Source organism: Rhizobium sp. 11_C7_N12_5 (assembly GCF_051811145.1).
Taxonomy (GTDB): Bacteria; Pseudomonadota; Alphaproteobacteria; order Rhizobiales; family Rhizobiaceae; genus Rhizobium; species Rhizobium lusitanum.
Map to the genome: position 1 here is coordinate 2,120,498 of NZ_JBPWPY010000001.1, position 18,741 is coordinate 2,139,238.

Sequence of the window (18,741 nt, forward strand, 5' to 3'; positions counted from 1 at the left end):
GCGATGACGCACCTCGATGTGACCGATACCCCCTCCGAAAGCGAACTTGCTGCAATCAGCGAGGGTCTGACCGCCTTTAACGCCGCCGATGTCGGCCCCTCCAAACGCCGCCCGCTCGCCGTGCTGATCCGCGACGAAAGCGGCAAGACTATCGGCGGCGTTTCGGGCTACACGGCCTGGGGCTGGTTGTTCACCGCATGGCTGTTCGTGCCGGAAACGCTGCGCGGTCAGGGCATGGCCGGAAAGCTGCTCGAAGCGGCGGAAGCGGAAGCAATGGCCCGCGGCTGCCAAGGCGCTTGGATCGACACCTTCAATCCGCAGGCGCTGCGCGCCTATCAACGGCAGGGCTATGTCATCTTCGGCGAATTGCCGGAATTTCCCACCGGCCGCAGCCGTTTCTTCCTGCAGAAAAAGCTATCGCCCCGCTGATGACAGCGGGGCGACGGTTTTCGCTTCTATTGCAAAACCTTAGACGGCGATCTTGCCGCCGCCGGCCTTGGTGATGGCCACGACAGCCGGACGGACAGGCATGTCCGGCTTGAAGTCCGGCCAGCGCGTCGACAGGTCCTCGTAGTAGGACGGACGGCCGTGACCGGACCAGTCATCGCCACCATCGCCCGGGTGCTGCACGGCAACGAAGGCCGTCTGGTCATCCGGCAGGAAAAGCGGGCCGCAAAGTTCGGCACCGACAGGCACGCGATAGAACAACTTCGAGGTCGCACGCGCAGCGCCTTCCGTATCGACGGCCCAGAGACCATCGGTACGGCCGGTCGCCTTGTTGCTGTTGCCGTCGGTCGCTACCCAGAGACGCCCGGCAGCGTCGATCGAACAGTTGTCCGGCATGCCGAACCAGCCGTTCTTCGTCGTGTCGGTGGAGAAGGATGCGCCGACAGCGGCGACGGAAGGATCGCCGCACTTCAGCAGCACTTCCCATTTGCCTGACGTCGCTGAGAATGCGCCGCCGTCCTCGCTGATTTCGATGATGTGACCAAAGGCGTTGTCGGCGCGTGGGTTGGCGGTATTCACCTGTTCCGCCTTGCGCTTGGTATTGTTGGTCAGCATCACATAGACCTTGCCGTTGACGGCATTGGGTTCGATGTCCTCCGGGCGGTCCATCTTCGTCGCCCCGAGCAGATCACCGGCGTGGCGGGTTTCGATCAGCACGTCAGCCTGGCTCGTAAAGCCGTTTTCCGTCGTCAGCGGACCCTGTCCGAACGTCAGCGGCAGCCATTGCAGCGCGCCGTCGTCGGCGAACTTGGCGACATAGAGCGTGCCGTTGTCGAGCAAGTCGAGGTTGGCGGCGCGGTCAGCCTCGTTATAGGCAGCAGCGGTCACGAACTTGTAGACATAGTCGAAGCGTTCGTCATCGCCGAGATAGAAGACCACGCGGCCATCCTTCGAGATGATGTTGGCAGCGCCCTCGTGCTTGAAGCGTCCGAGCGCCGTGCGCTTCTTCGGTACCGACTGCGGATCAAAGGCGTCGACTTCGACGATCCAGCCAAAGCGGTTGGGCTCGTTCGGTTCCTTGCCGAGGTCGAAGCGGTCGTGGAAGTTCGCCCACTCATATCCGCCTTCCGGCACGCCGTAGCGCTTGTAGTTGGCGGCCTCCTTGTGGCCCTCGGGCAGCTTGCCGGAGAAATAGCCGTGGAAGTTTTCCTCGGCCATGATGTAGGTGCCCCAGGGCGTTACGCCGCCGGCACAGTTGTTGAGCGTGCCGACCACCTTCTTGCCGCTGGCGTCTGCCACCGTCTTCAGCCGCTCGTCGCCCGCTGCCGGGCCGGTGAGCTGCATCTCGGTCATGGTCGTGATGCGACGGTTGTACTTGCCATCAGGCACGACCTGCCATTTGCCGTCGACCTTGCGGATCTCGACAATGGTGCCGCCATGGGCTGCCATTTCGATATCCACCTGCTCCTTGCTCAGCGGTGCCTGCTTGATCTTGCCGTCCGCAACGGTCACCAGGCCCGGAAACATCAGGTGCGGATTGGTGTATTCGTGATTGACGACCAGCAGACCGTGCTCGGACGAGCCGCCGAGCGGGATATAGCCGACATAGTCGTTGTTGTAGCCGAACTGGCGGCGCTGTGCTTCTGCCGTCTGGTTCTTCGGATCGAAGGCAGGTGAGTCAGCGAAAACCGCATCGCCCCAGCGCAGCAGGACATTCGCATCATAACCTTCCGCGACATGATGATCGGCATCGACACCGGCTTCGATCTCCTTGAAAATGAAGGCGGAACCGCCGGCTGCGCGTGCCTTTTCAGCGCTCATCAAAGCAACGGGCCCCACCGTTGCAGCGATGGCGGAAACGGCGAGCGACCCTTGCAGGAAGCCACGGCGCGAAAAACGACGACTGATGATTTCCCCCATCGTCGGATTGTCGGTGCAGTTTTGCCCCTCCCCGTCGGCTTCTTCGAGCTGACTGGTCGGGAATATGTCTTTCTGTGTGAGATTTCCTGTCATTGCTTTACCCCCAAAGTTTAGCAATCGCCCGGAATAGGGCGAGGAAAACTCTTAGGTTGGCTATATGACAGGTCGATGAAAAATGACCGGGCGTCGGAATGCGAGAGCCACGGGCTTAGGTACAGCTATAAATGATACGGCCGCTAGACCGCAATTGCGGTCAGCGGCACCATCTCATTCGCATCTTCGTCTTCGGCAATAACGGCCGGAACAGAACCGTCACGCCAGACGATCGAACCATGCAGCCGCTCATGCGTGTCGGCGGCAATCGACACGACCAGAACGCGGTTGGGATCGACCGGACCCGGAAACGTCAGGGCGTTATAAGCGACCTTTTCGAAGCCGAGCGGGCCGTAATAGGGCGGGTCGCCGACAAGGATGACCGCTTCCGACCCCTTGCGTTTGGCGGCTTCGACAGCAATCCGCACGAGTTCTCGGCCGATACCCTGGTTCTTGTGCGAGGGCCGGACCGCGAGCGGCCCAAGCAGATGCCCCTTGACCGAGCCGGCAAGCACCGGCGTCATGCGCACGGAGGCGATCGTTTCTCCGTCGTCGGCGCAGATGAAGGACAGCGTGCGATCATGCGGCCCCTGCTCGCGAATCCGTGCAGCGGCACGGGTGAACCGGCCGGGACCAAATGCTTCTTCGTTGATGAGTTCGATGACAGCGTCGTGCGACGCATCCTCAGTGAGGTAGACCAGATCGTGCTTGTACATTAGACCAAGGAAACCATATAGACAGACGGAATTGTTCTCGAAGGCGCTCATCGAGCGTTCGGGATCATCGGCGTCGTCGCAGGCTTCTGGTGACTTTCATGACAAGCGGTCCTCAAAGTGTGACAAGCCCGATAGCAGGAAATATCCGGCGCGTCCAATGTAAAATGCGGGCCGCTGCTTGTTGACGCTGATCGTGTCTGCACGATGATGTGACCCAAGTGGAACGCCTCCGATGCCTGCCGATCATGCCAGCAACGCAGTGTTCATCGTTTATCGTCTCGAAATTCGGTCGGCATGCCGTATCTTCGAGGTTAAGTTCGCAGCAGCATTTCCGAAAGGACAGAACAATGGGCATGTTGGTTGACGGCGTCTGGCACGACGTCTGGTACGACACCAAGGGGACAAAGGGCCATTTCAAGCGGGCCGCATCGCAGTTCCGTAACTGGATCACCCCGGACGGCACACCCGGCCCGACTGGAACCGGAGGCTTCAAGGCCGAGGCCGGACGCTACCATCTCTACGTTTCGCTTGCCTGCCCCTGGGCGCACCGCACCCTGATCTTCCGCAGGCTGAAGAAGCTCGAGGATCTGATCCCGGTCTCGATCGTCGATCCGTTGATGCTGGAAAACGGCTGGGAATTCAAAGGGAAAGACGGAGGGACGCTCGATCCCCTTTTCGGCGCCAAGGCGCTTTGGGAAATCTACGTCAAGGCCGATCCGCACTATTCCGGTCGTGTGACGGTCCCCGTTCTCTGGGACAAGCGGACCGGCACGATCGTCAACAATGAGTCAGCCGAAATCATCCGCATGTTCAACAGCGCCTTCGATGCGTTGACCGGATCAAGGGAGGATTTCTATCCCGCAGACCTGCGATCGGACATCGATGCGCTGAACGAGATCGTCTACGACACTGTCAACAACGGCGTCTACAAGGCCGGCTTCGCGACAGCGCAGGAGGCCTACGAGGAAAATGCCCGTCGCCTCTTCGAGACGCTCGATATGCTCGACAAGCGGCTATCGACGAAGCGCTACCTGTTCGGAGATCGGCTGACGGAGGCCGACTGGCGGCTGTTCACCACACTCGTTCGCTTCGACGCCGTCTATGTCGGCCATTTCAAATGCAACATCCGCCGCATTGCCGACTATGCAAACCTCTCGGCATATCTGCGCGATCTTTATCAGGTTGCCGGCGTGGCCGAAACGGTGAACCTCGCCCATATCAAGAACCACTACTATCGCAGCCACAAGACGATTAACCCGACGGGCATCGTGCCCATCGGCCCGGACCTTGATTTCGATCGCCCGCATGGCCGGGAGGGATTGGCAAAGGCTGCCTGAGTTGGAACTGGACAAGCCTCGCCGTGGCCGTCGATGGCGAGGCTGATGTCACCAATAGTTCGAGGGAGGCTCCGCCCCCTCCAGTTCCTTTAGCCGCCTATAGGTCGCCTTGGTCGCGCCCTTGGGAAGCGCGTCGAGAGGAAAGAAGCCGCTTTCGACGATTTCGCGATCCGGCTTGCGCAGCGCCGTCTGCGTTACCTCAACACGGTAGAAGACGACATGGTCGCGTCTGCTGGTGCGGTTGTTGAAATAGACGTGGAAGAGCTGCGGCCTGCCCGATATCACCAGATTGCCTTCCTCCCGCAGCTCCTTCGCAAGCGCCTGCTCCACCGTCTCATGGCGTTCGACACCACCGCCGGGCATGTGCCATCCGGCGATGTAGGAATGCCGCACCAGGAAAATTCGCCCTTCGCCGTCGAAGCAGGCCGCGCGCACGCCGAGCGTCATGCTGCGGGTCAGCGCGAAATAGGTATGCAGCGCAAAGCCGAGCAGCCGCACGCCCAGCCCGCGCTTTTCGTCGCGAGAGATCTCGTCGCTCATGCCTGAACTCCGACGCTTCGTCGATCCGTAATCAGACAGGGGATGTATTTGTTTTGACAAAAGAGTGGGCTATGTCTCATCCCATGTTCAAGCTCGCGCATATTTCCGATATTCACCTAGGTCCCCTGCCACGCCTTTCGATCAGAGAACTCGCCTCCAAACGCATTACCGGATTTGTGAACTGGCATCGGAACCGGCGCAAGCACCTTTTTGGCGGTACGCTCGATCTCCTTCTTGACGACATCAAGGCGAAGCAAGTCGATCATCTTGCCGTGACAGGCGATCTCGTCAACCTTGCGAGCGGCATCGAGATCCAAACGGCGGCGGCATGGCTGAAGACGGTCGGCGACCCGCTCGACACCTCGGTCGTTCCCGGCAATCACGATGCCTATGTGCCAGGGTCATATGAGAAAGCCATGCGCGCCTGGTATCCCTATGTCAGGGGTGATCGCGCGCCGGCAGAATGGCCAGAGGACCAGCATATCTTCCCGTATCTGCGCGTTCGCGATCAGGTTGCGCTGATCGGCTGCTCCACAGCCTTCGCCACGCCTCCCTTCGCCGCCAGCGGCTTTTACTCCGCCCGCCAGGCGCGCGAAACGGTGAACTTGCTTCGCGCCGCCGGCGATGCCGGGCTCTTTCGCGTCGTCATGATCCATCACCCGCCGATCCGCGGCGCGACCAGCTTCTACAAGCGCATGATCGGTATTCGCCGCTTTGCGGCCGCCATCTCGACGGGCGGCGCCGAACTGGTCCTTCACGGCCATACGCACCTCAACACCGTGCATTGGCTGCGCGGACACACCGGCCCGGTGCCGGTCGTCGGCATCGCTTCGGCCTCGCAGGGCGCCGGCGGACTGAAGCCGCGCGCCGCCTACAATCTCTTCACCATTGCCGGTCGCCCCGGCGCCTGGGAACTGAAGGCTGAACGCTACAGCCTCGATGCCAGAGGCGAGGGTGTCGAGGCCGAAGGCGTCGATATTCTGGCGCTATGATCTCGTGTTTTGTGTCCACCGACCGCGTCGTTTCGGTAGCGTTTTTGAAGATACGGAGCTACAATCGAACTATCGGATTCTCGGAGGATAGCATGGGTTTTAAGGTCGCCAAGAAGAGCTCCGCAATGATGGCGCTTACGGCCGGATTTTTGCTCACCGCGAGCCTGCACGCCTTCGCCGCCGGTACGGAAAACGACGAAACGGCACCACCACCGAAGAGCAAGACCACGACCGAGTGCACAGACGGCAAGGTGTGGGACAAGGACAAGAAGGAATGCGTGAAGCCGAAGGAAAGCGGCTTCAACGATGATCAGTTGTTCCAGGCTGCGCGCGAATTCGCCTATGCCGGCCAGTACGACAACGCCATCACTGTCCTGAAGCTCGCCAAGAATCAGAACGATCCCCGCATCCTCAATTATCTCGGCTATTCCAACCGCAAGGCCGGTCGTATGGAGCTCGGCATGAGCTACTACCGCAAGGCCCTGCAACGCGACGAAAACTATATTCTTGCGCGCTCTTATATGGGACAAGCCCTCCTCGCGCAGGGCGATGTCCAGGGCGCGCGCGTGCAGCTTGTCGAAATCCGTGATCGTGGCGGTGAAAATACCTGGGCATATCGCTCGCTGCTGCAATCGCTGAAGGGCCAGGTCACCTATTAGGGCATGGGGCCGGGGCCTTGACGGCACGGCACTCGAATGACGGCAGGCAAGTGCGCGAGCAATTTTTGAAGACTTGCGAAACGGCATAGAAATGGTTCATACCAACACAGGACGATCATTCCGCTCGCATGACCTTTCACAAGGGAAAGGCCGTCATTTGCGGAAAGGCATCGCCAGTGTGACAACCTCCAACACCTCTCTGGAACGACCATGCCCACGCCGGTAGCAGCCATCGACATCAGACGCGATCTGGTCGGCCTTCTCCCGAAGCTTCGCCGCTTCGCGGTGACACTCACCGGCGATTTGACCGATGCGGACGAACTCGTCCAGAGCGTCTGTCAGCGCGGCATCGCTAAATTCCATCTTTGGAACGGCGGTGGCAAATTGGAAAGCTGGCTCTATACGATGGCCCGACACCAATGGGTCGACGAAGCCCGGCGCCACAAGCTGCGCCCCGCCGCCAAAGGCAGTGCCCTGGAACAGGGCGAGCCGGCGGCATCGGCTACGCATACCAATCCGGTGGAAGACGGAGAAGCGCACCGTTTGGTCACATCTTTGCCCGAAGGACTTGCCAGTGTCTTCCTGCTGGTCGAAGTCGAAGGGCATAACTACAAGCAGGCGGCCGATATTCTCGGCATTCCCTTGTCGGCAGTGACATCGCGGCTCTCCAGCGCCCGTCTCTATCTTGCCTCCCAAGGCCACAGCCGCTCGTCTCGAAGGTTTTAAGCATTGCAGGACATGAAGAAAATGCCGCTCGAAGTTCGTTTGTCCGCCTTCATGGATGGCGAGACGAGCCGCGAAGAGAAGGACGAGCTGGAAAAGCTCATTGCTTCCGATCCTGACGCGCGGCGGATTTTCGATGAACTGAAGCACGGCTCCGATGTCGGCCGCAAGGCTTTCGACGAAGTGTTGAAGGAACCGGTGCCGCTGGCACTTGTGCGGTCCATCAAGAGTGCGCAGCCTCCGAAGACGCGCGACCCCTCCCCCCGTCTTGCCCGGCCATCCCTGAAACTTGCCCCTACCGGCAGGCAGTCGCTTGCGGCCGCCCTCATCCTGTTCGCGCTCGGCGGCGGCATCGGCTATTTCTTCGGCATGCAGCCACCGGGCATGCCGGCAGCCGCGCCGCCCACTCCGGCGCAGACATCGACGCGCAACTGGCTGGATGACATTGCCGCCTACCATCGCATCTATTCGCGCCAGCCGCACCATATGGTCGAACTGCAAGCGAGCGAGCTGGATGAGATCGGCAAGTGGCTATCGAGCACGGTGGGCGTCAAGTTCAATTTTCCGGATCTTGCCGCCGACGGCCTCGTGTTCCAGGGCGCACGCATGTTCGTTGCCGGCGGCAAGCCTGTCGGCCAGCTGATCTACAAGAACCTGGATGGTGACGTCGTCGCCATCTGCTTCACCAAGATCGACGGTGCGTCGAATGACGACAATTTCGACGAGACCATCAAGGACGATGTCAGCATCGTATCCTGGCATCGCAATGGCGTGACCTATGCAGTCGTCGGCCCCTCCTCGGATGCGATGCTCGACCAGATTGCCAATAGGGTATCCTCGGAAATCTAAAAAGCATTCTCTCGCTTTGCAGCTTGCGGCTGCCAGCCAGCCGATGGATAATGGGTGGCGGTCAATCGCATTGGATTATATTCTCGCTGGAGTTTCACCATGTCCGACATTCTGCTGACCATCCCGGAAATCGACAGTCGAATTGCGGCAATAAGGGAAAATCTGCGCGAGCTGATCGAGCAAGCCACCGCCTTTTCCGGCGCGGCGGACGAAGAACGGACGTCGGATCGCATCGCCGAACAGGAAGAAGAGCTCGAGCGGTTGACGAAACAGCGCGACGTCCTTGCCCAGCAAAAATCCTGAGCGCGCCACAAGCGCGTGTCGTTACTCGGCATCGGCTTTGACACCTCTGAAATCATGGTCCGTTCTGTGCTGCCGGCGCATTGCTTGGCTGCAGCGCAATTTCTGCTGACATTGGCGCCGATACACGCTATAGAGGCAGCAGCGACCATGAGGAGAGCACTTTGATGAAAACCCACGGCACAGGAAACCACCGCTGAAAAGCAGTGCCGTGAAGGACTGCTTGTTCGGTCCGCCCATCAGATTGCTATTTCCCGCCCTCGGAGGGCACTCATGTTTCGTCGCTTTGAAGAGTTCGTCGATCCGTTCCAGGATTATGGCGAGCTGAAGCCATCGTCGCAGACGTGGCGGTATCTCATCACCAACCTTCGCCCTTTCCGAACTGTCATGGCCATGAGTCTGGCCTTGACCGTCATAGGCGCTGCCATCGAAATCTGGCTCATCGGCTATACCAGCCAGCTTGTGGATAATCTGGCAGCAGCCAGGCGGGATGAACTCTGGGCATCGCAAGGCACCGGGCTGCTGGCCGCCGCCGCGCTGGTGTTGATCGGCCGGCCGCTTGCGGGCTATCTCAGAGAGAGCCTTGACGACATCGCATTCAGGCCGAATGCCGAGACGCTGTTCCGCTGGCGCGCGCATCGTCATGTGCTCAGGCAATCAGTCGGCTGGTTCCGCCAGGATTTCTCCGGGCGCATCGCCAGCCAGGTGCGCGACATCGGTACGTCGGCGACCGGTGCTGCCTATGCCGTGCTGCATACCCTGTCCTTCGTCTCGATCTATGTCGCCGGCTCGTTCTGGCTGATGGCCTCGATCGATCCGCGCCTGATCTGGCCGCTGATCGTATGGCTCTGCTGCTATCTTGGCATGATGGCCTTCGTCATCCCACGGTTGCGCCACGCATCGGAGAACTTCCAGGGAGCCAATGCCGCTCTTGCGGGCATGACGGTCGACACCTACGCCAATATCGACCTCATAAAGCTCTTTGCCGACGCGCAAACGGAGGATCGTGAAGCCCTGCAGCGCTTTGCCACCGCGCGAGAAACCTTCGTTCGCGTGCAGAAACTCGAGGTCACGGTCAATTCGAGCATGCTGTTCCTCGGCAGTTTCCTGATCGTCGCATTGGTCGGCTATGCCGTGATCCTATGGCAGTCGGGCGGCGCGGCGCTCGGCCTGATCGCGGCCTCGCTTGCCCTGAGCTTCCGCATCACCGGCATGGCGGAATGGATGCTGGATGCCGTTTCCTCTCTGTTTGCCCATTTTGGCGCGATGCGGCAATCGCTGCTGACCGTGGCGCAGCCTCTCTCGATCGAGGATGCGCCCGGGGCACACCCGCTTGCTATCGATCGCGGCGAGATCGCCTTCAAGCAAGTCACCCACCATTACGGCAAAGGTGATGGCGGTCTGGACGGCGTTTCCCTGCGGGTTGCGGCGGGCCAGAAGATCGGCCTTGTCGGCCGCTCGGGCACGGGCAAATCCACCCTCGTCAACCTGCTGCTGCGTTTCTTCGACCCGGAGTCCGGCTCCATCGAAATAGACGGCCAGGATATCCGCCGCGTGACGCAGGAAAGCCTGCGCCGGCAGATCGCCATGGTAAGCCAGGAGGCCACTCTTCTCCACCGCTCCATTCGCGACAACATCGCCCACGGCAATGCCGGCGTTTCAGAGGCCGCGATTGTCATGGCCGCCGAAAATGCCGCCGCCGACGGTTTCATCGCCAGCCTGCGGGACCATGAAGGGCGGACCCGCTATGACGCCCATGCCGGCGAGCGCGGCGTCCAGCTTTCAGGCGGCCAAAGGCAGCGCATAGCGATCGCCCGCGCCATTCTGAAGGATGCGCCGATCCTGATCCTGGACGAGGCGACGTCGGCGCTGGATTCGGAAGTAGAAGCCGCCATCCAGGACACGCTCTACGGCATCATGGAGGGCAAGACGGTCATCGCCATCGCCCACCGACTGTCGACCATCGCGCGGATGGACCGCATTGTCGTCCTCGACGGCGGCCGTATCGTCGAGGATGGCACCCACGCACAGTTGCTCGCCCGCAACGGCATCTATGCCGCGCTCTGGGCACACCAATCCGGCGGCTTCATCGAAGCCGACGATCCGGCAGCGAGCTGATACGCAACAACAAATCCCCTCGGCGTGACCGAGGGGATTTTAACAGAAGGGGCTGATGGCCTCAGCCTTTCGCCGTCTTGATATCGAGCACGCGGTTTGCCGCCGAGACGATCGCTTCCAGGGAGGCAGCGACGATGTTGGTGTTTATGCCGGCACCGAAGAGCTTACCGCCCGGATAGGAAATCTCGACATAGGAGATCGCCGAGGCGTTGGAGCCATGCTGCAGCGAATGCTCTGAATAATCTTCGACGGACATCGGAACGCCGAGATAGATCGAGAGCGCGTTGATGAAGCCGTCGATCGGGCCGTTGCCATGCCCTTCGATACGCTTCACCTCGCCATTGTCGGTAATCTCGGCGGCGACGATGCGCTGACCCTTACGCTCGGGATCGGCGAAGGTGTGATGATCGACGAAGCGAAGGCGGGCACCCGGCTGCGTTACGTAACGCTCGATGAAATGCTCGTAGATGCGCTTGGATGGCAATTCCTTGCCTTCCTCATCGGTGATGCGCTGGATCTCTTCGCGATATTCCACCTGCAGATTGCGCGGCAGGTTCAAACCGTAGTCCTGCTGCATGATATAGGCGATGCCGCCCTTGCCGGATTGCGAGTTGATGCGGATGATCGCCTCATAGGTACGGCCGACATCCTGCGGGTCGATCGGCAGATAGGGCACTTCCCAGACCGGATGGTTGGCGACCTTGGCAGCTTTCATGCCCTTGTTGATCGCATCCTGGTGCGAGCCGGAAAAGGCGGTGTAGACCAATTCGCCGACGTAAGGGTGACGCTCGCCGATCGCCATCTGGTTGGAATATTCGAAGACTTCCTTCATGCGCTCGATGTTGGAGCAATCCAGCTCTGGATCGACGCCCTGCGTGAACATGTTCAACGCCATGGTGACGACATCGACGTTGCCGGTGCGCTCGCCATTGCCGAACAGAGTGCCTTCGACGCGGTCGGCGCCGGCCATCAAGGCCAGCTCGGCGGCGGCGATGCCCGTGCCGCGGTCATTGTGCGGGTGCAGAGAGATGATCAGGTTTTCGCGATTGTCGAGATTGCGGCACATCCATTCGATCTGGTCGGCATAGATGTTCGGCGTCGCCATTTCCACAGTCGACGGCAGGTTGATGATCAGCTTGTTATCCGGCGTCGGCTTCATCACGCCGATCACCGCGTTGCAGATCTCCAGCGCCACGTCCAGCTCGGTGCCGGTGAAGCTTTCCGGCGAATATTCGAAGCGATAGCCGCCGCCGGCCTTGGCCGCCATGTCGCTGATCATCTTCGCTGCATCGACGGCGATCTGCTTGATGCCCTGCACGTCCTTGGCAAACACCACGCGGCGCTGCAATTCGCTGGTGGAATTGTAGAAATGGACGATCGGCTTGTTGGCGCCTTCGAGAGCCTCAAAAGTGCGGGTGATCAATTCCGGGCGGCACTGCACCAGTACCTGCAGCGATACGTCGTCAGGTACGTTGCCCTGCTCGATGCACCAGCGAGCAAAATCGAAGTCGGTCTGCGAGGCCGAGGGGAAACCGATCTCGATTTCCTTGAAGCCCATGTCCAGCAGCAGCTGGAACATGCGCGCCTTGCGGTCGTGGCCCATCGGATCGACCAGCGCCTGATTGCCGTCGCGCAGGTCGACGGAACACCAGATCGGCGCCTTGGTGATGACCTTGGACGGCCATGTCCGGTCGGGAATGTTGATCTGGGGATAGGCGCGGTATTTCACCGTTGCTTCGGGCATGCCTTTGGGGGAATGGCTGTTTGCGTCCATGGTTTCGTCTCTTCCTTTCCCGTCATTTATCCCGCGTCTTAGCCGATCGGATGCGGCTTGGCGATGACAAATGCGGACCCCTCGCGGGTGTACTGTCGATTTTAGGGTAAGTCGCGAGGAGCGATGGCCAGCGGGCTTTTCGGCCGCCGGGCGCTCCTCAAAGGACCCGGCAACCGCGCGTAAGGCCGAGGAGGAGAAGCGATGTCAGGGCGCGCGTATTGTCACGCAGGGCGAAGCGCCCACGTGCAATCTGTTCGGAAATCTTTGCGCCAGTCAACTTCATGGTCGCGCTTATAGCCGCGCGACAACAAAGAAGCAACCCCCTGCTCACTTCTTCAGCAGCTGCACGCCGCGCGACAGCGCCATCATCAATCCGCCGGCAAGCAGGCCCCAGAAGGCGCCGGAAATTCCGCCGAAGGAAACACCCGATGCCGTCACCAGAAATGTAATCGCGGCAGCCTCGCGCGATTCCGCCCGCTGGAAAGCATTGAGAGCTGAGTTCGACAGCGCGCCGACCAGCGCCAAGCCGGCGACCGCCTCAATCAGGATCTGCGGTGCCAGCGCCACGAAAGCGGTGACGGCACTGGCGAGCAATCCCAGGATAATATAGCCGATCCCGGCAACGATCGCAGCCCAGTAACGCCGCTTGGGATCCGCATGCGCATCCTGGCCGGCGCACATGGCGGCCGTGATCGCCGCAAGATTGACCGCATGGCCGCCGAAGGGCACGGCCAACAGCGAAAACACACCGGTGATCGCAAATAGCGGGCCCGGCTTGGGATCGTAGTGATGGACCTTCAGCACCGCGATGCCGGGGATATTCTGCGACGCCATGGTCACGATGAATAGCGGCAGCGCGATGGAGACGAGGCCGGCGATGGTGAAGACCGGTTTCACCAGTTCCACAGTCGGCAACAGCGAATGCTCGAGCGAAGCGAATGCGCCATCCGGTATTTTCACGCCGAAGGCCAGCACCAGGGCGAAGGCGGCAAGTGCCGCCGGCACTGCCCACAACCGCTTGAAGGAGCCGACAATGATCCAGGCAAGGATAATCGGCAGGCCAAATGCGGGATTGAAGGCAATCGCCTTCACCGGCGCAAAACACAGGCCAAGCAGCACGCCCGAAAGCATAGCGTTGGCCAGCGGCGCGGGGATGGAAGCCACCGCACGGCCGAACGGCCGGAACAGCCCGGCAATGACGATCAGGACACCGCAGATGAAGAAAGCCCCGACCGCCGCTGGAAAGCCGCCCTCGATCGCACCGGCGCTCGCAAGCAGCGCCGCGCCGGGCGTCGACCAGGCAATGCTGATGGGCAATCTGGTCACTGCGCTCAGCACGATGGCGCAAAGACCCATTGCAACCGAAAGAGCCATCAGGCCGGACGCCGCCTGCGCATCCGTCGCGCCGACGACCTGCAGACCGTGGAAAACAACGGCAAAGGAACTGGCAAAGCCGACAAAGGCCGTGAGGCACCCCATGAACAGGCTTTGGATGGAGAAATCTTTGAGCATGGCGGCGAAGACTCAGGGCGGAAAAGACGATTGAACTCACATGGAGCATCACAAGCAGCGGGCGTGCAAGTGCAGTTCCCGGGCAAAGTGGCAACGATGACAGCAAGACCGGCCATCGGCGAACGGTGCCGAAGCGGACAATGCAACTTGCCGGCCCTCGACACATGATCATCGCAGATCACTAAACATGCACAAACATGCAGATTGACTCTCTCGTTTCTGCACGTTAATGCAAATTCATGAGCAATTCACTTCCATTGTCCCGCCGCGACGTCATAGAAGCACGGCTTGCGGACGGACGGCAGATCGTCGCCGCATCGCTTGCGGCCGAGTTCAACGTTTCCGAGGATGCCGTGCGCCGGGATCTGAGGGCGCTTGCCGCCGAGGGCAAATGCCGGCGCGTCTATGGCGGTGCGCTTCCTCTCCTGACGCCCTCGCAGCCCATCTCTGCGCGGATCGGGCAGGCATCCGATCGAAAAAGGGCGCTGGCGCGAGCAGCCGCCAGCATGATCGAACCGGGCGAGTTTGTATTTCTCGACAGCGGCAGCACGAATCTTGCGATCGTTGACTTGTTGCCGAAGAACAGCGAACTGACGATTGCCACAAACTCCATCGACATAGCGTCCGCCATCATGAACCGTGGCGACTTCGAGCTCATCCTCATCGGCGGCGCGGTCAATGCCATCGTCGGAGGCAGCGTCGACGCGACGGCGGTTGCAGCCATCGAGAACATGAATATCGATCGCTGCTTCGTGGGTGCCTGCGCGGTTTCGGCGAGAAACGGCATCAGCGTGCATGAACACGCGGACGCCATTTTCAAACGGACGCTCATCAAACGCAGCGCGTCGCGCATCGCCATAGCAACGTCAGAAAAGTTTCACGAGCGTGCGGCGCATCGCATCGGCGGTGCCGCCGATATCGATTGGCTGATTGTCGAAGACGACCTGCCAGCTGGCGACGTGGAAGCCGCGGTCGAAGCTGGTTTCGCTCTCGTGAAGCCGAACGACATCACTTCATCGTCCTGATCTCGAAAGACGGGGAATCATCATGCAATCCGCTGATCGGCCGGAAACTCGGCTGGCAACACGACTGGCTTTTTTGATCGCGGGATTTGGTCTCGCTTGTTGGGCTCCCCTCGTCCCCTTCGCCAAGGCCCGGCTCGGGGTCGATGACGGTGTGCTGGGCATATTGCTGCTTTGCCTAGGCCTCGGCTCGGTCGCCGCGATGCTTGCCACCGGCATGTTGAGCGCACGCTACGGCAGCAAACCCATCATTATTGCGGGCGGATTGGGGCTCGCGCTCACCTTGCCGATCCTCACCATAGCCAGCACGCCATTCACGCTGGGCATCACCCTCGCCGTGTTTGGCGCATCGCTCGGATCACTCGACGTCGCGATGAACATTCACGCTGTCGAGGTGGAAAAAGGCGCCGGCCGGCCTCTGATGTCGGGCTTTCATGCTCTTTTCAGCATTGGTGGCTTTATCGGCTCGTTGCTGGTGACGTTGTTGCTATCCGTTCACGCCGGCCCTCTGGTCGCAACATTGCTATCTTCTGCCCTGATGGTACTCGCCATGGTCGTCGCATGGCCCCGGCTGCTCAGGACCGTTCCGTCGGAGGATGCGCCGCTCTTCGCCATTCCCCGCAGCTTTGTTTTGCTGCTTGCCGTCCTCGCCGCCATTACCTTCCTCGTCGAAGGCGCCATTCTCGATTGGAGCGCCCTGCTGCTCACCACGCAAGGCAGGGTCGAGGCCAGCCATGGCGGCCTCGGCTACATGCTGTTTGCGATTGCCATGACAGCAGGGCGCCTGGCCGGCGATACCATCACGGCGAAGCTCGGCGACAGGGCGATCATGCTATGGGGCGGCCTCGTCGCGGTGGCCGGTTTCGTCGTTCTGCTGCTGAGCCCGATCGCGATCCTTGCCATGAGCGGCTTTCTGCTGATCAGGCTTGGCGCCTCCAACATCGTGCCGGTGCTCTTCCGCAAGGGAGGGACGCAGACGGTCATGCCGGCGGGGCTGGCTGTCGCCGCAATCACCATGTGCGGATATGCGGGCGTGTTGATCGGGCCTGCCAGTGTGGGCTTCGTCGCGAACCATGTCGGCTTGCCCGGCTCATTCTGGATGCTCGCCATATTGCTGTGCGCCGCACCTCTATGCGCCGGCATCGTTACCCGCCCCCAGGGCCAGGAGGACGCAAATGCGCATCGCTCATACCGCTCTGTGGACACATGATATCGACGCCGCAGCGGCGTTCTGGATGAAGTACTTCGGAGCGACCGTCGGCGAGCCCTATCACAGCCAGCGCCGCCCCGGCTTCATCTCCCGCTTCGTGCATCTGTCTGCGGGGCTCGACCAGGTCGAACTGATGACCGGCCCATGGCTTCCAGCCGATACGCATGACGAACGCGTCGGTTGGGGCCATATCGCAATATCGCTGGGCGACCGGGCGGCGGTCGATGCGCTGGCCGAGCGATGCAAGACGGATGGCTGCCTGAAATCCGGGCCCCGGACAACGGGCGACGGTTTCTACGAGGCGGTTATTACCATGCCGGACGGCACTCCGATCGAGATCACGACGTAGAAAGCATTGCAGGCCGGACGACGCTCGTCATCCGAATTTTTCGAATTCGCCGCCCTCGGAAACGTTGCACCCTCCCAAGCGGCGAACGCTGGCGGCGGCCGATCCCGCCGCCAGCACCCTCTTCTGGTCAAGGACATGCCGGTTGTGAAACCACTTCACCAACAGTGCATGCCGGCAAATCCTCAGTTCATAAGCCTTAATGGTGCGCTCTCCGGCTGACCGGCGACTTCAGAGAGTTATAAACTGTTCGAGAATGTCTTGTAGAGCCGTTGCTTTCGCATGGCGGCCAGTTGGGCGCTCTACGAGATGGCAGTGATCTCAAGCTCTTGATCACCCACGCTGACGACATCTCCGACAGCCTTGCCGATCAGAAGCCTTGCCACCGGGGATACGAAGGAAATCGAACCGGCCTTGGGGTCCGCTTCATCCTCTCCGACGATGCGATAGGTCTGCACGCGCCCATCGTCACGGCTGAAGGTCACCGTGCTCCCGAAGGCGACGGTGTCAATCGAAGTCGGGTCAGGGACAAGCTGAGCCGTGCGAACTCTTGCCGCAAAGTAACGCAGATCTCGCAAGGGGCTTGCTGCCTGCCGGCGACGTTCGTTCACGTCTTCGATTGTGCTCGAAGCATCGTAAGCCTCGCGCGCTTGCTGGAGCTGCAACTCCAGAGCCTTCAACCCCGCTTCCGTCACAAGATTCGGATGCGCCGAAATTGGGCGATCAGGAATCAGGGTTTCCGAAGCGGTTTCGAAACTCTCTTCCTTGGTGAAGGCAACAGCCAATCTCGAACTCCCTTCGGGCGCGGCGCGTTCTTGCAGCACATCGGGACGATTGCCGCTGCGCTGTTAGAACCATAAATACACCGACAATGGACGAACCGCCAATCTTGACCCATCGGTGGTCGATATCGCCCCACGGACTGCGACGTTTCCGGTCGTCACGGACGACAAGAATAGTTCAGCTTGGAACAAGGCTGGCTTCGGCTGCCGATGCCTGCCCGGTGGAAAGCGCTTCCCTTACTGCCAGCGCGGCCATGGCGAGGGCGGCCTCGCGGGTCGCGGCGGCGGCGATGAAACGGCCATTGTGGCAAAAGCTCGCGCCCTCTACGCCGCAAGCCGCCTCCAGATCACCATTTGTCAGGCCAGCCCAAGCCGCAGGCAGATCGGCCCGCAGCTCAAACCCTTCCTGGGCGCGGCGGATACCGGTCAGGCACCAGTCCTTTTCGCGCGGGTGAACGACAAACAGCAAATGATCCGCGCCCGCCTTCACGATGGCCGGACGGAACGGCATTCCCATCGGGAGTTCTAGAACTCGCCCCTCGCCGGTATCCACGATTGCCTGGTGCACAAGTGCCTCGGCCCGCAATTTTGCAGCACTTTGACCTATCCTTGCCTCAACGAAACTACGTGCGATGGCCAGCGCGGTGTGGAAGCCGCGATCGTCGGCTTCGGGATCGGTCTCGTCGAACACCGGTTTTAAGGTTTCCAGCAGCGCCGGCAGCGTGAGCCCGGCCAGCGGCCCGGCAACGGAGGGGCTGAGCGCGCCATTGTCCACCAGATCGACCGGCAGCACAAAGCTGGCATCGAACGAGGCATGTACGGCATCGATATTTGCTTCAGGAAGACCGAAGGCGGCGAGATAATCACGGCCATAGTGCTTCCAGATCAATCCGAACGAACTGTAGGGTTGGCCATCGTCCCGCAGCGGCGCACCGCGCTGATGGTGATCGTAGATCCGCTCCGCGGCATCATATTTTCCGCCCACATCGTAGATGATGCGGTCGGCGCCGGGTGCGATCCATTCCTGCGCCCTGCTGCGGATGAGGCGAGCCTGCGGGAAGAGCCGGCTCAGAATGACGCTGGACAGCAGCTCGTCGGCATGGAAGCCACCGGAATGGGTGACGAGGAAATCTGGGATCATGCCGGGATGTGCCTTGTTGTTTGCGGAGGATCGTCTTGAGGTTGGCACCAGATAGCCGTTGCTGGACGTCAGCTCAACCCGTCATTCGCTCTTCTGGTGCGTTAGTCGTTCCCTACCTCGAGCGGCAATACGGAACGTTTCGAACGGGGTGGATCGGTGTCTGCGTTGGGCAAGGCAGCCGTGGTAAACAGCTTTCACCGCACAAAAAGCCCTCGCCTGCCTGCCGGCAAACGAGGGCTCTCGATAAGCAGAATCTGCTA

At 60.7% G+C, this 18,741-nt stretch carries 18 protein-coding genes; 11 read left to right on the plus strand and 7 right to left on the minus strand.

What is annotated here, in order from left to right; genetic code table 11:
• Window positions 1–3 precede the first annotated feature (3 nt).
• The gene (locus tag AB8B29_RS10455; RefSeq protein ID WP_037195389.1) at window positions 4–429 is read left to right on the plus strand and encodes a GNAT family N-acetyltransferase; all 426 of its coding nucleotides are present in this window, start codon (window positions 4–6) and stop codon (window positions 427–429) included.
• A 39-nt stretch (window positions 430–468) separates the two neighbouring features.
• Here AB8B29_RS10455 and AB8B29_RS10460 read toward each other — a convergent pair whose 3' ends face one another.
• Together AB8B29_RS10460 and AB8B29_RS10465 are read right to left on the minus strand one after the other, a co-directional pair.
• Window positions 469–2,460 (minus strand): PhoX family protein, encoded by a 1,992-nt coding sequence (locus tag AB8B29_RS10460; RefSeq protein ID WP_113118500.1) that lies wholly within the window; start codon window positions 2,458–2,460, stop codon window positions 469–471.
• A 143-nt stretch (window positions 2,461–2,603) separates the two neighbouring features.
• On the minus strand, window positions 2,604–3,176 hold the full coding sequence (locus AB8B29_RS10465; protein WP_037194760.1) for a GNAT family N-acetyltransferase: 573 nt from the start codon (window positions 3,174–3,176) through the stop codon (window positions 2,604–2,606).
• Between the two features lie 347 nt (window positions 3,177–3,523).
• Here AB8B29_RS10465 and AB8B29_RS10470 point away from each other — a divergent pair, with 347 nt between their 5' ends.
• Window positions 3,524–4,513: a glutathione S-transferase family protein gene (locus AB8B29_RS10470; protein WP_037194763.1), complete on the plus strand. Its 990-nt coding sequence runs from the start codon at window positions 3,524–3,526 to the stop codon at window positions 4,511–4,513.
• 48 nt (window positions 4,514–4,561) lie between these two features.
• On the opposite strand, the gene AB8B29_RS10475 is transcribed toward AB8B29_RS10470, so the two are convergent.
• Complete coding sequence (locus tag AB8B29_RS10475) at window positions 4,562–5,053, minus strand: NUDIX domain-containing protein (protein WP_037194765.1); 492 nt, start codon at window positions 5,051–5,053, stop codon at window positions 4,562–4,564.
• A gap of 71 nt (window positions 5,054–5,124) precedes the next feature.
• On the opposite strand from AB8B29_RS10475, the gene AB8B29_RS10480 reads away from it, so the two are divergent.
• The 6 genes from AB8B29_RS10480 to AB8B29_RS10505 all read left to right on the plus strand — a co-directional run bounded on the left by AB8B29_RS10480 (window position 5,125) and on the right by AB8B29_RS10505 (window position 10,694).
• Complete coding sequence (locus tag AB8B29_RS10480; RefSeq protein WP_244655168.1) at window positions 5,125–6,045, plus strand: metallophosphoesterase family protein; 921 nt, start codon at window positions 5,125–5,127, stop codon at window positions 6,043–6,045.
• A 125-nt stretch (window positions 6,046–6,170) separates the two neighbouring features.
• Entirely contained in the window at window positions 6,171–6,704 is a 534-nt protein-coding gene (locus tag AB8B29_RS10485; protein ID WP_376774232.1) for a tetratricopeptide repeat protein, read from the plus strand.
• A 210-nt stretch (window positions 6,705–6,914) separates the two neighbouring features.
• Window positions 6,915–7,430, plus strand: coding sequence for an RNA polymerase sigma factor (locus AB8B29_RS10490; RefSeq protein WP_037194773.1), 516 nt, complete (start codon window positions 6,915–6,917; stop codon window positions 7,428–7,430).
• A gap of 21 nt (window positions 7,431–7,451) precedes the next feature.
• Complete coding sequence (locus tag AB8B29_RS10495) at window positions 7,452–8,276, plus strand: anti-sigma factor family protein (RefSeq protein ID WP_051963390.1); 825 nt, start codon at window positions 7,452–7,454, stop codon at window positions 8,274–8,276.
• A gap of 99 nt (window positions 8,277–8,375) precedes the next feature.
• Entirely contained in the window at window positions 8,376–8,579 is a 204-nt protein-coding gene (locus AB8B29_RS10500) for a hypothetical protein (protein ID WP_037194776.1), read from the plus strand.
• 270 nt (window positions 8,580–8,849) lie between these two features.
• On the plus strand, window positions 8,850–10,694 hold the full coding sequence (locus AB8B29_RS10505; protein ID WP_037194778.1) for an ABC transporter ATP-binding protein: 1,845 nt from the start codon (window positions 8,850–8,852) through the stop codon (window positions 10,692–10,694).
• A gap of 61 nt (window positions 10,695–10,755) precedes the next feature.
• Here AB8B29_RS10505 and leuA read toward each other — a convergent pair whose 3' ends face one another.
• A complete protein-coding gene (gene leuA / locus AB8B29_RS10510; RefSeq protein ID WP_037194779.1) occupies window positions 10,756–12,468 on the minus strand; it encodes a 2-isopropylmalate synthase in 1,713 nt (570 codons plus the stop codon).
• Window positions 12,469–12,795: 327 nt separating this feature from the next.
• Window positions 12,796–13,980 carry a benzoate/H(+) symporter BenE family transporter gene (locus tag AB8B29_RS10515; RefSeq protein WP_037194780.1) on the minus strand — a complete coding sequence of 395 codons (1,185 nt, stop codon included), beginning with the start codon at window positions 13,978–13,980 and terminating at the stop codon, window positions 12,796–12,798.
• A gap of 239 nt (window positions 13,981–14,219) precedes the next feature.
• Here AB8B29_RS10515 and AB8B29_RS10520 point away from each other — a divergent pair, with 239 nt between their 5' ends.
• From AB8B29_RS10520 to AB8B29_RS10530, 3 genes are read left to right on the plus strand one after another with little or no spacing between them, the layout of a single operon-like run.
• Window positions 14,220–15,005: a DeoR/GlpR family DNA-binding transcription regulator gene (locus tag AB8B29_RS10520; protein ID WP_037194781.1), complete on the plus strand. Its 786-nt coding sequence runs from the start codon at window positions 14,220–14,222 to the stop codon at window positions 15,003–15,005.
• Between the two features lie 22 nt (window positions 15,006–15,027).
• Entirely contained in the window at window positions 15,028–16,212 is a 1,185-nt protein-coding gene (locus AB8B29_RS10525) for an MFS transporter (protein ID WP_439006477.1), read from the plus strand.
• Complete coding sequence (locus tag AB8B29_RS10530; RefSeq protein ID WP_037194783.1) at window positions 16,178–16,561, plus strand: glyoxalase/bleomycin resistance/extradiol dioxygenase family protein; 384 nt, start codon at window positions 16,178–16,180, stop codon at window positions 16,559–16,561. Before AB8B29_RS10525 ends, AB8B29_RS10530 begins: the two co-directional genes overlap by 35 nt.
• A gap of 299 nt (window positions 16,562–16,860) precedes the next feature.
• Here the strand turns inward: AB8B29_RS10530 and greA are convergent, their stop codons facing one another.
• The gene (gene greA, locus AB8B29_RS10535) at window positions 16,861–17,343 is read right to left on the minus strand and encodes a transcription elongation factor GreA (RefSeq protein WP_037194784.1); all 483 of its coding nucleotides are present in this window, start codon (window positions 17,341–17,343) and stop codon (window positions 16,861–16,863) included.
• A gap of 175 nt (window positions 17,344–17,518) precedes the next feature.
• Complete coding sequence (locus AB8B29_RS10540; protein WP_037194785.1) at window positions 17,519–18,481, minus strand: MYG1 family protein; 963 nt, start codon at window positions 18,479–18,481, stop codon at window positions 17,519–17,521.
• Window positions 18,482–18,741 lie beyond the last annotated feature (260 nt).

What these genes read in the sequence shown, in the direction of transcription:
- AB8B29_RS10470 (WP_037194763.1), top strand. Translation starts at nt 3,524, where the DNA reads ATGGGCATGTTGGTTGACGGCGTCTGGCACGACGTCTGGTACGACACC.
- AB8B29_RS10490 (WP_037194773.1), top strand. Translation starts at nt 6,915, where the DNA reads ATGCCCACGCCGGTAGCAGCCATCGACATCAGACGCGATCTGGTCGGC.
- AB8B29_RS10540 (WP_037194785.1), bottom strand. Translation starts at nt 18,481, where the DNA reads ATGATCCCAGATTTCCTCGTCACCCATTCCGGTGGCTTCCATGCCGAC.
- AB8B29_RS10530 (WP_037194783.1), top strand. Translation starts at nt 16,178, where the DNA reads ATGCGCATCGCTCATACCGCTCTGTGGACACATGATATCGACGCCGCA.
- AB8B29_RS10520 (WP_037194781.1), top strand. Translation starts at nt 14,220, where the DNA reads ATGAGCAATTCACTTCCATTGTCCCGCCGCGACGTCATAGAAGCACGG.
- AB8B29_RS10525 (WP_439006477.1), top strand. Translation starts at nt 15,028, where the DNA reads ATGCAATCCGCTGATCGGCCGGAAACTCGGCTGGCAACACGACTGGCT.
- AB8B29_RS10455 (WP_037195389.1), top strand. Translation starts at nt 4, where the DNA reads ATGACGCACCTCGATGTGACCGATACCCCCTCCGAAAGCGAACTTGCT.
- leuA (WP_037194779.1), bottom strand. Translation starts at nt 12,468, where the DNA reads ATGGACGCAAACAGCCATTCCCCCAAAGGCATGCCCGAAGCAACGGTG.
- AB8B29_RS10460 (WP_113118500.1), bottom strand. Translation starts at nt 2,460, where the DNA reads ATGACAGGAAATCTCACACAGAAAGACATATTCCCGACCAGTCAGCTC.
- AB8B29_RS10515 (WP_037194780.1), bottom strand. Translation starts at nt 13,980, where the DNA reads ATGCTCAAAGATTTCTCCATCCAAAGCCTGTTCATGGGGTGCCTCACG.
- AB8B29_RS10485 (WP_376774232.1), top strand. Translation starts at nt 6,171, where the DNA reads ATGATGGCGCTTACGGCCGGATTTTTGCTCACCGCGAGCCTGCACGCC.
- AB8B29_RS10465 (WP_037194760.1), bottom strand. Translation starts at nt 3,176, where the DNA reads ATGTACAAGCACGATCTGGTCTACCTCACTGAGGATGCGTCGCACGAC.
- AB8B29_RS10475 (WP_037194765.1), bottom strand. Translation starts at nt 5,053, where the DNA reads ATGAGCGACGAGATCTCTCGCGACGAAAAGCGCGGGCTGGGCGTGCGG.
- AB8B29_RS10495 (WP_051963390.1), top strand. Translation starts at nt 7,452, where the DNA reads ATGCCGCTCGAAGTTCGTTTGTCCGCCTTCATGGATGGCGAGACGAGC.
- AB8B29_RS10505 (WP_037194778.1), top strand. Translation starts at nt 8,850, where the DNA reads ATGTTTCGTCGCTTTGAAGAGTTCGTCGATCCGTTCCAGGATTATGGC.
- AB8B29_RS10500 (WP_037194776.1), top strand. Translation starts at nt 8,376, where the DNA reads ATGTCCGACATTCTGCTGACCATCCCGGAAATCGACAGTCGAATTGCG.
- AB8B29_RS10480 (WP_244655168.1), top strand. Translation starts at nt 5,125, where the DNA reads ATGTCTCATCCCATGTTCAAGCTCGCGCATATTTCCGATATTCACCTA.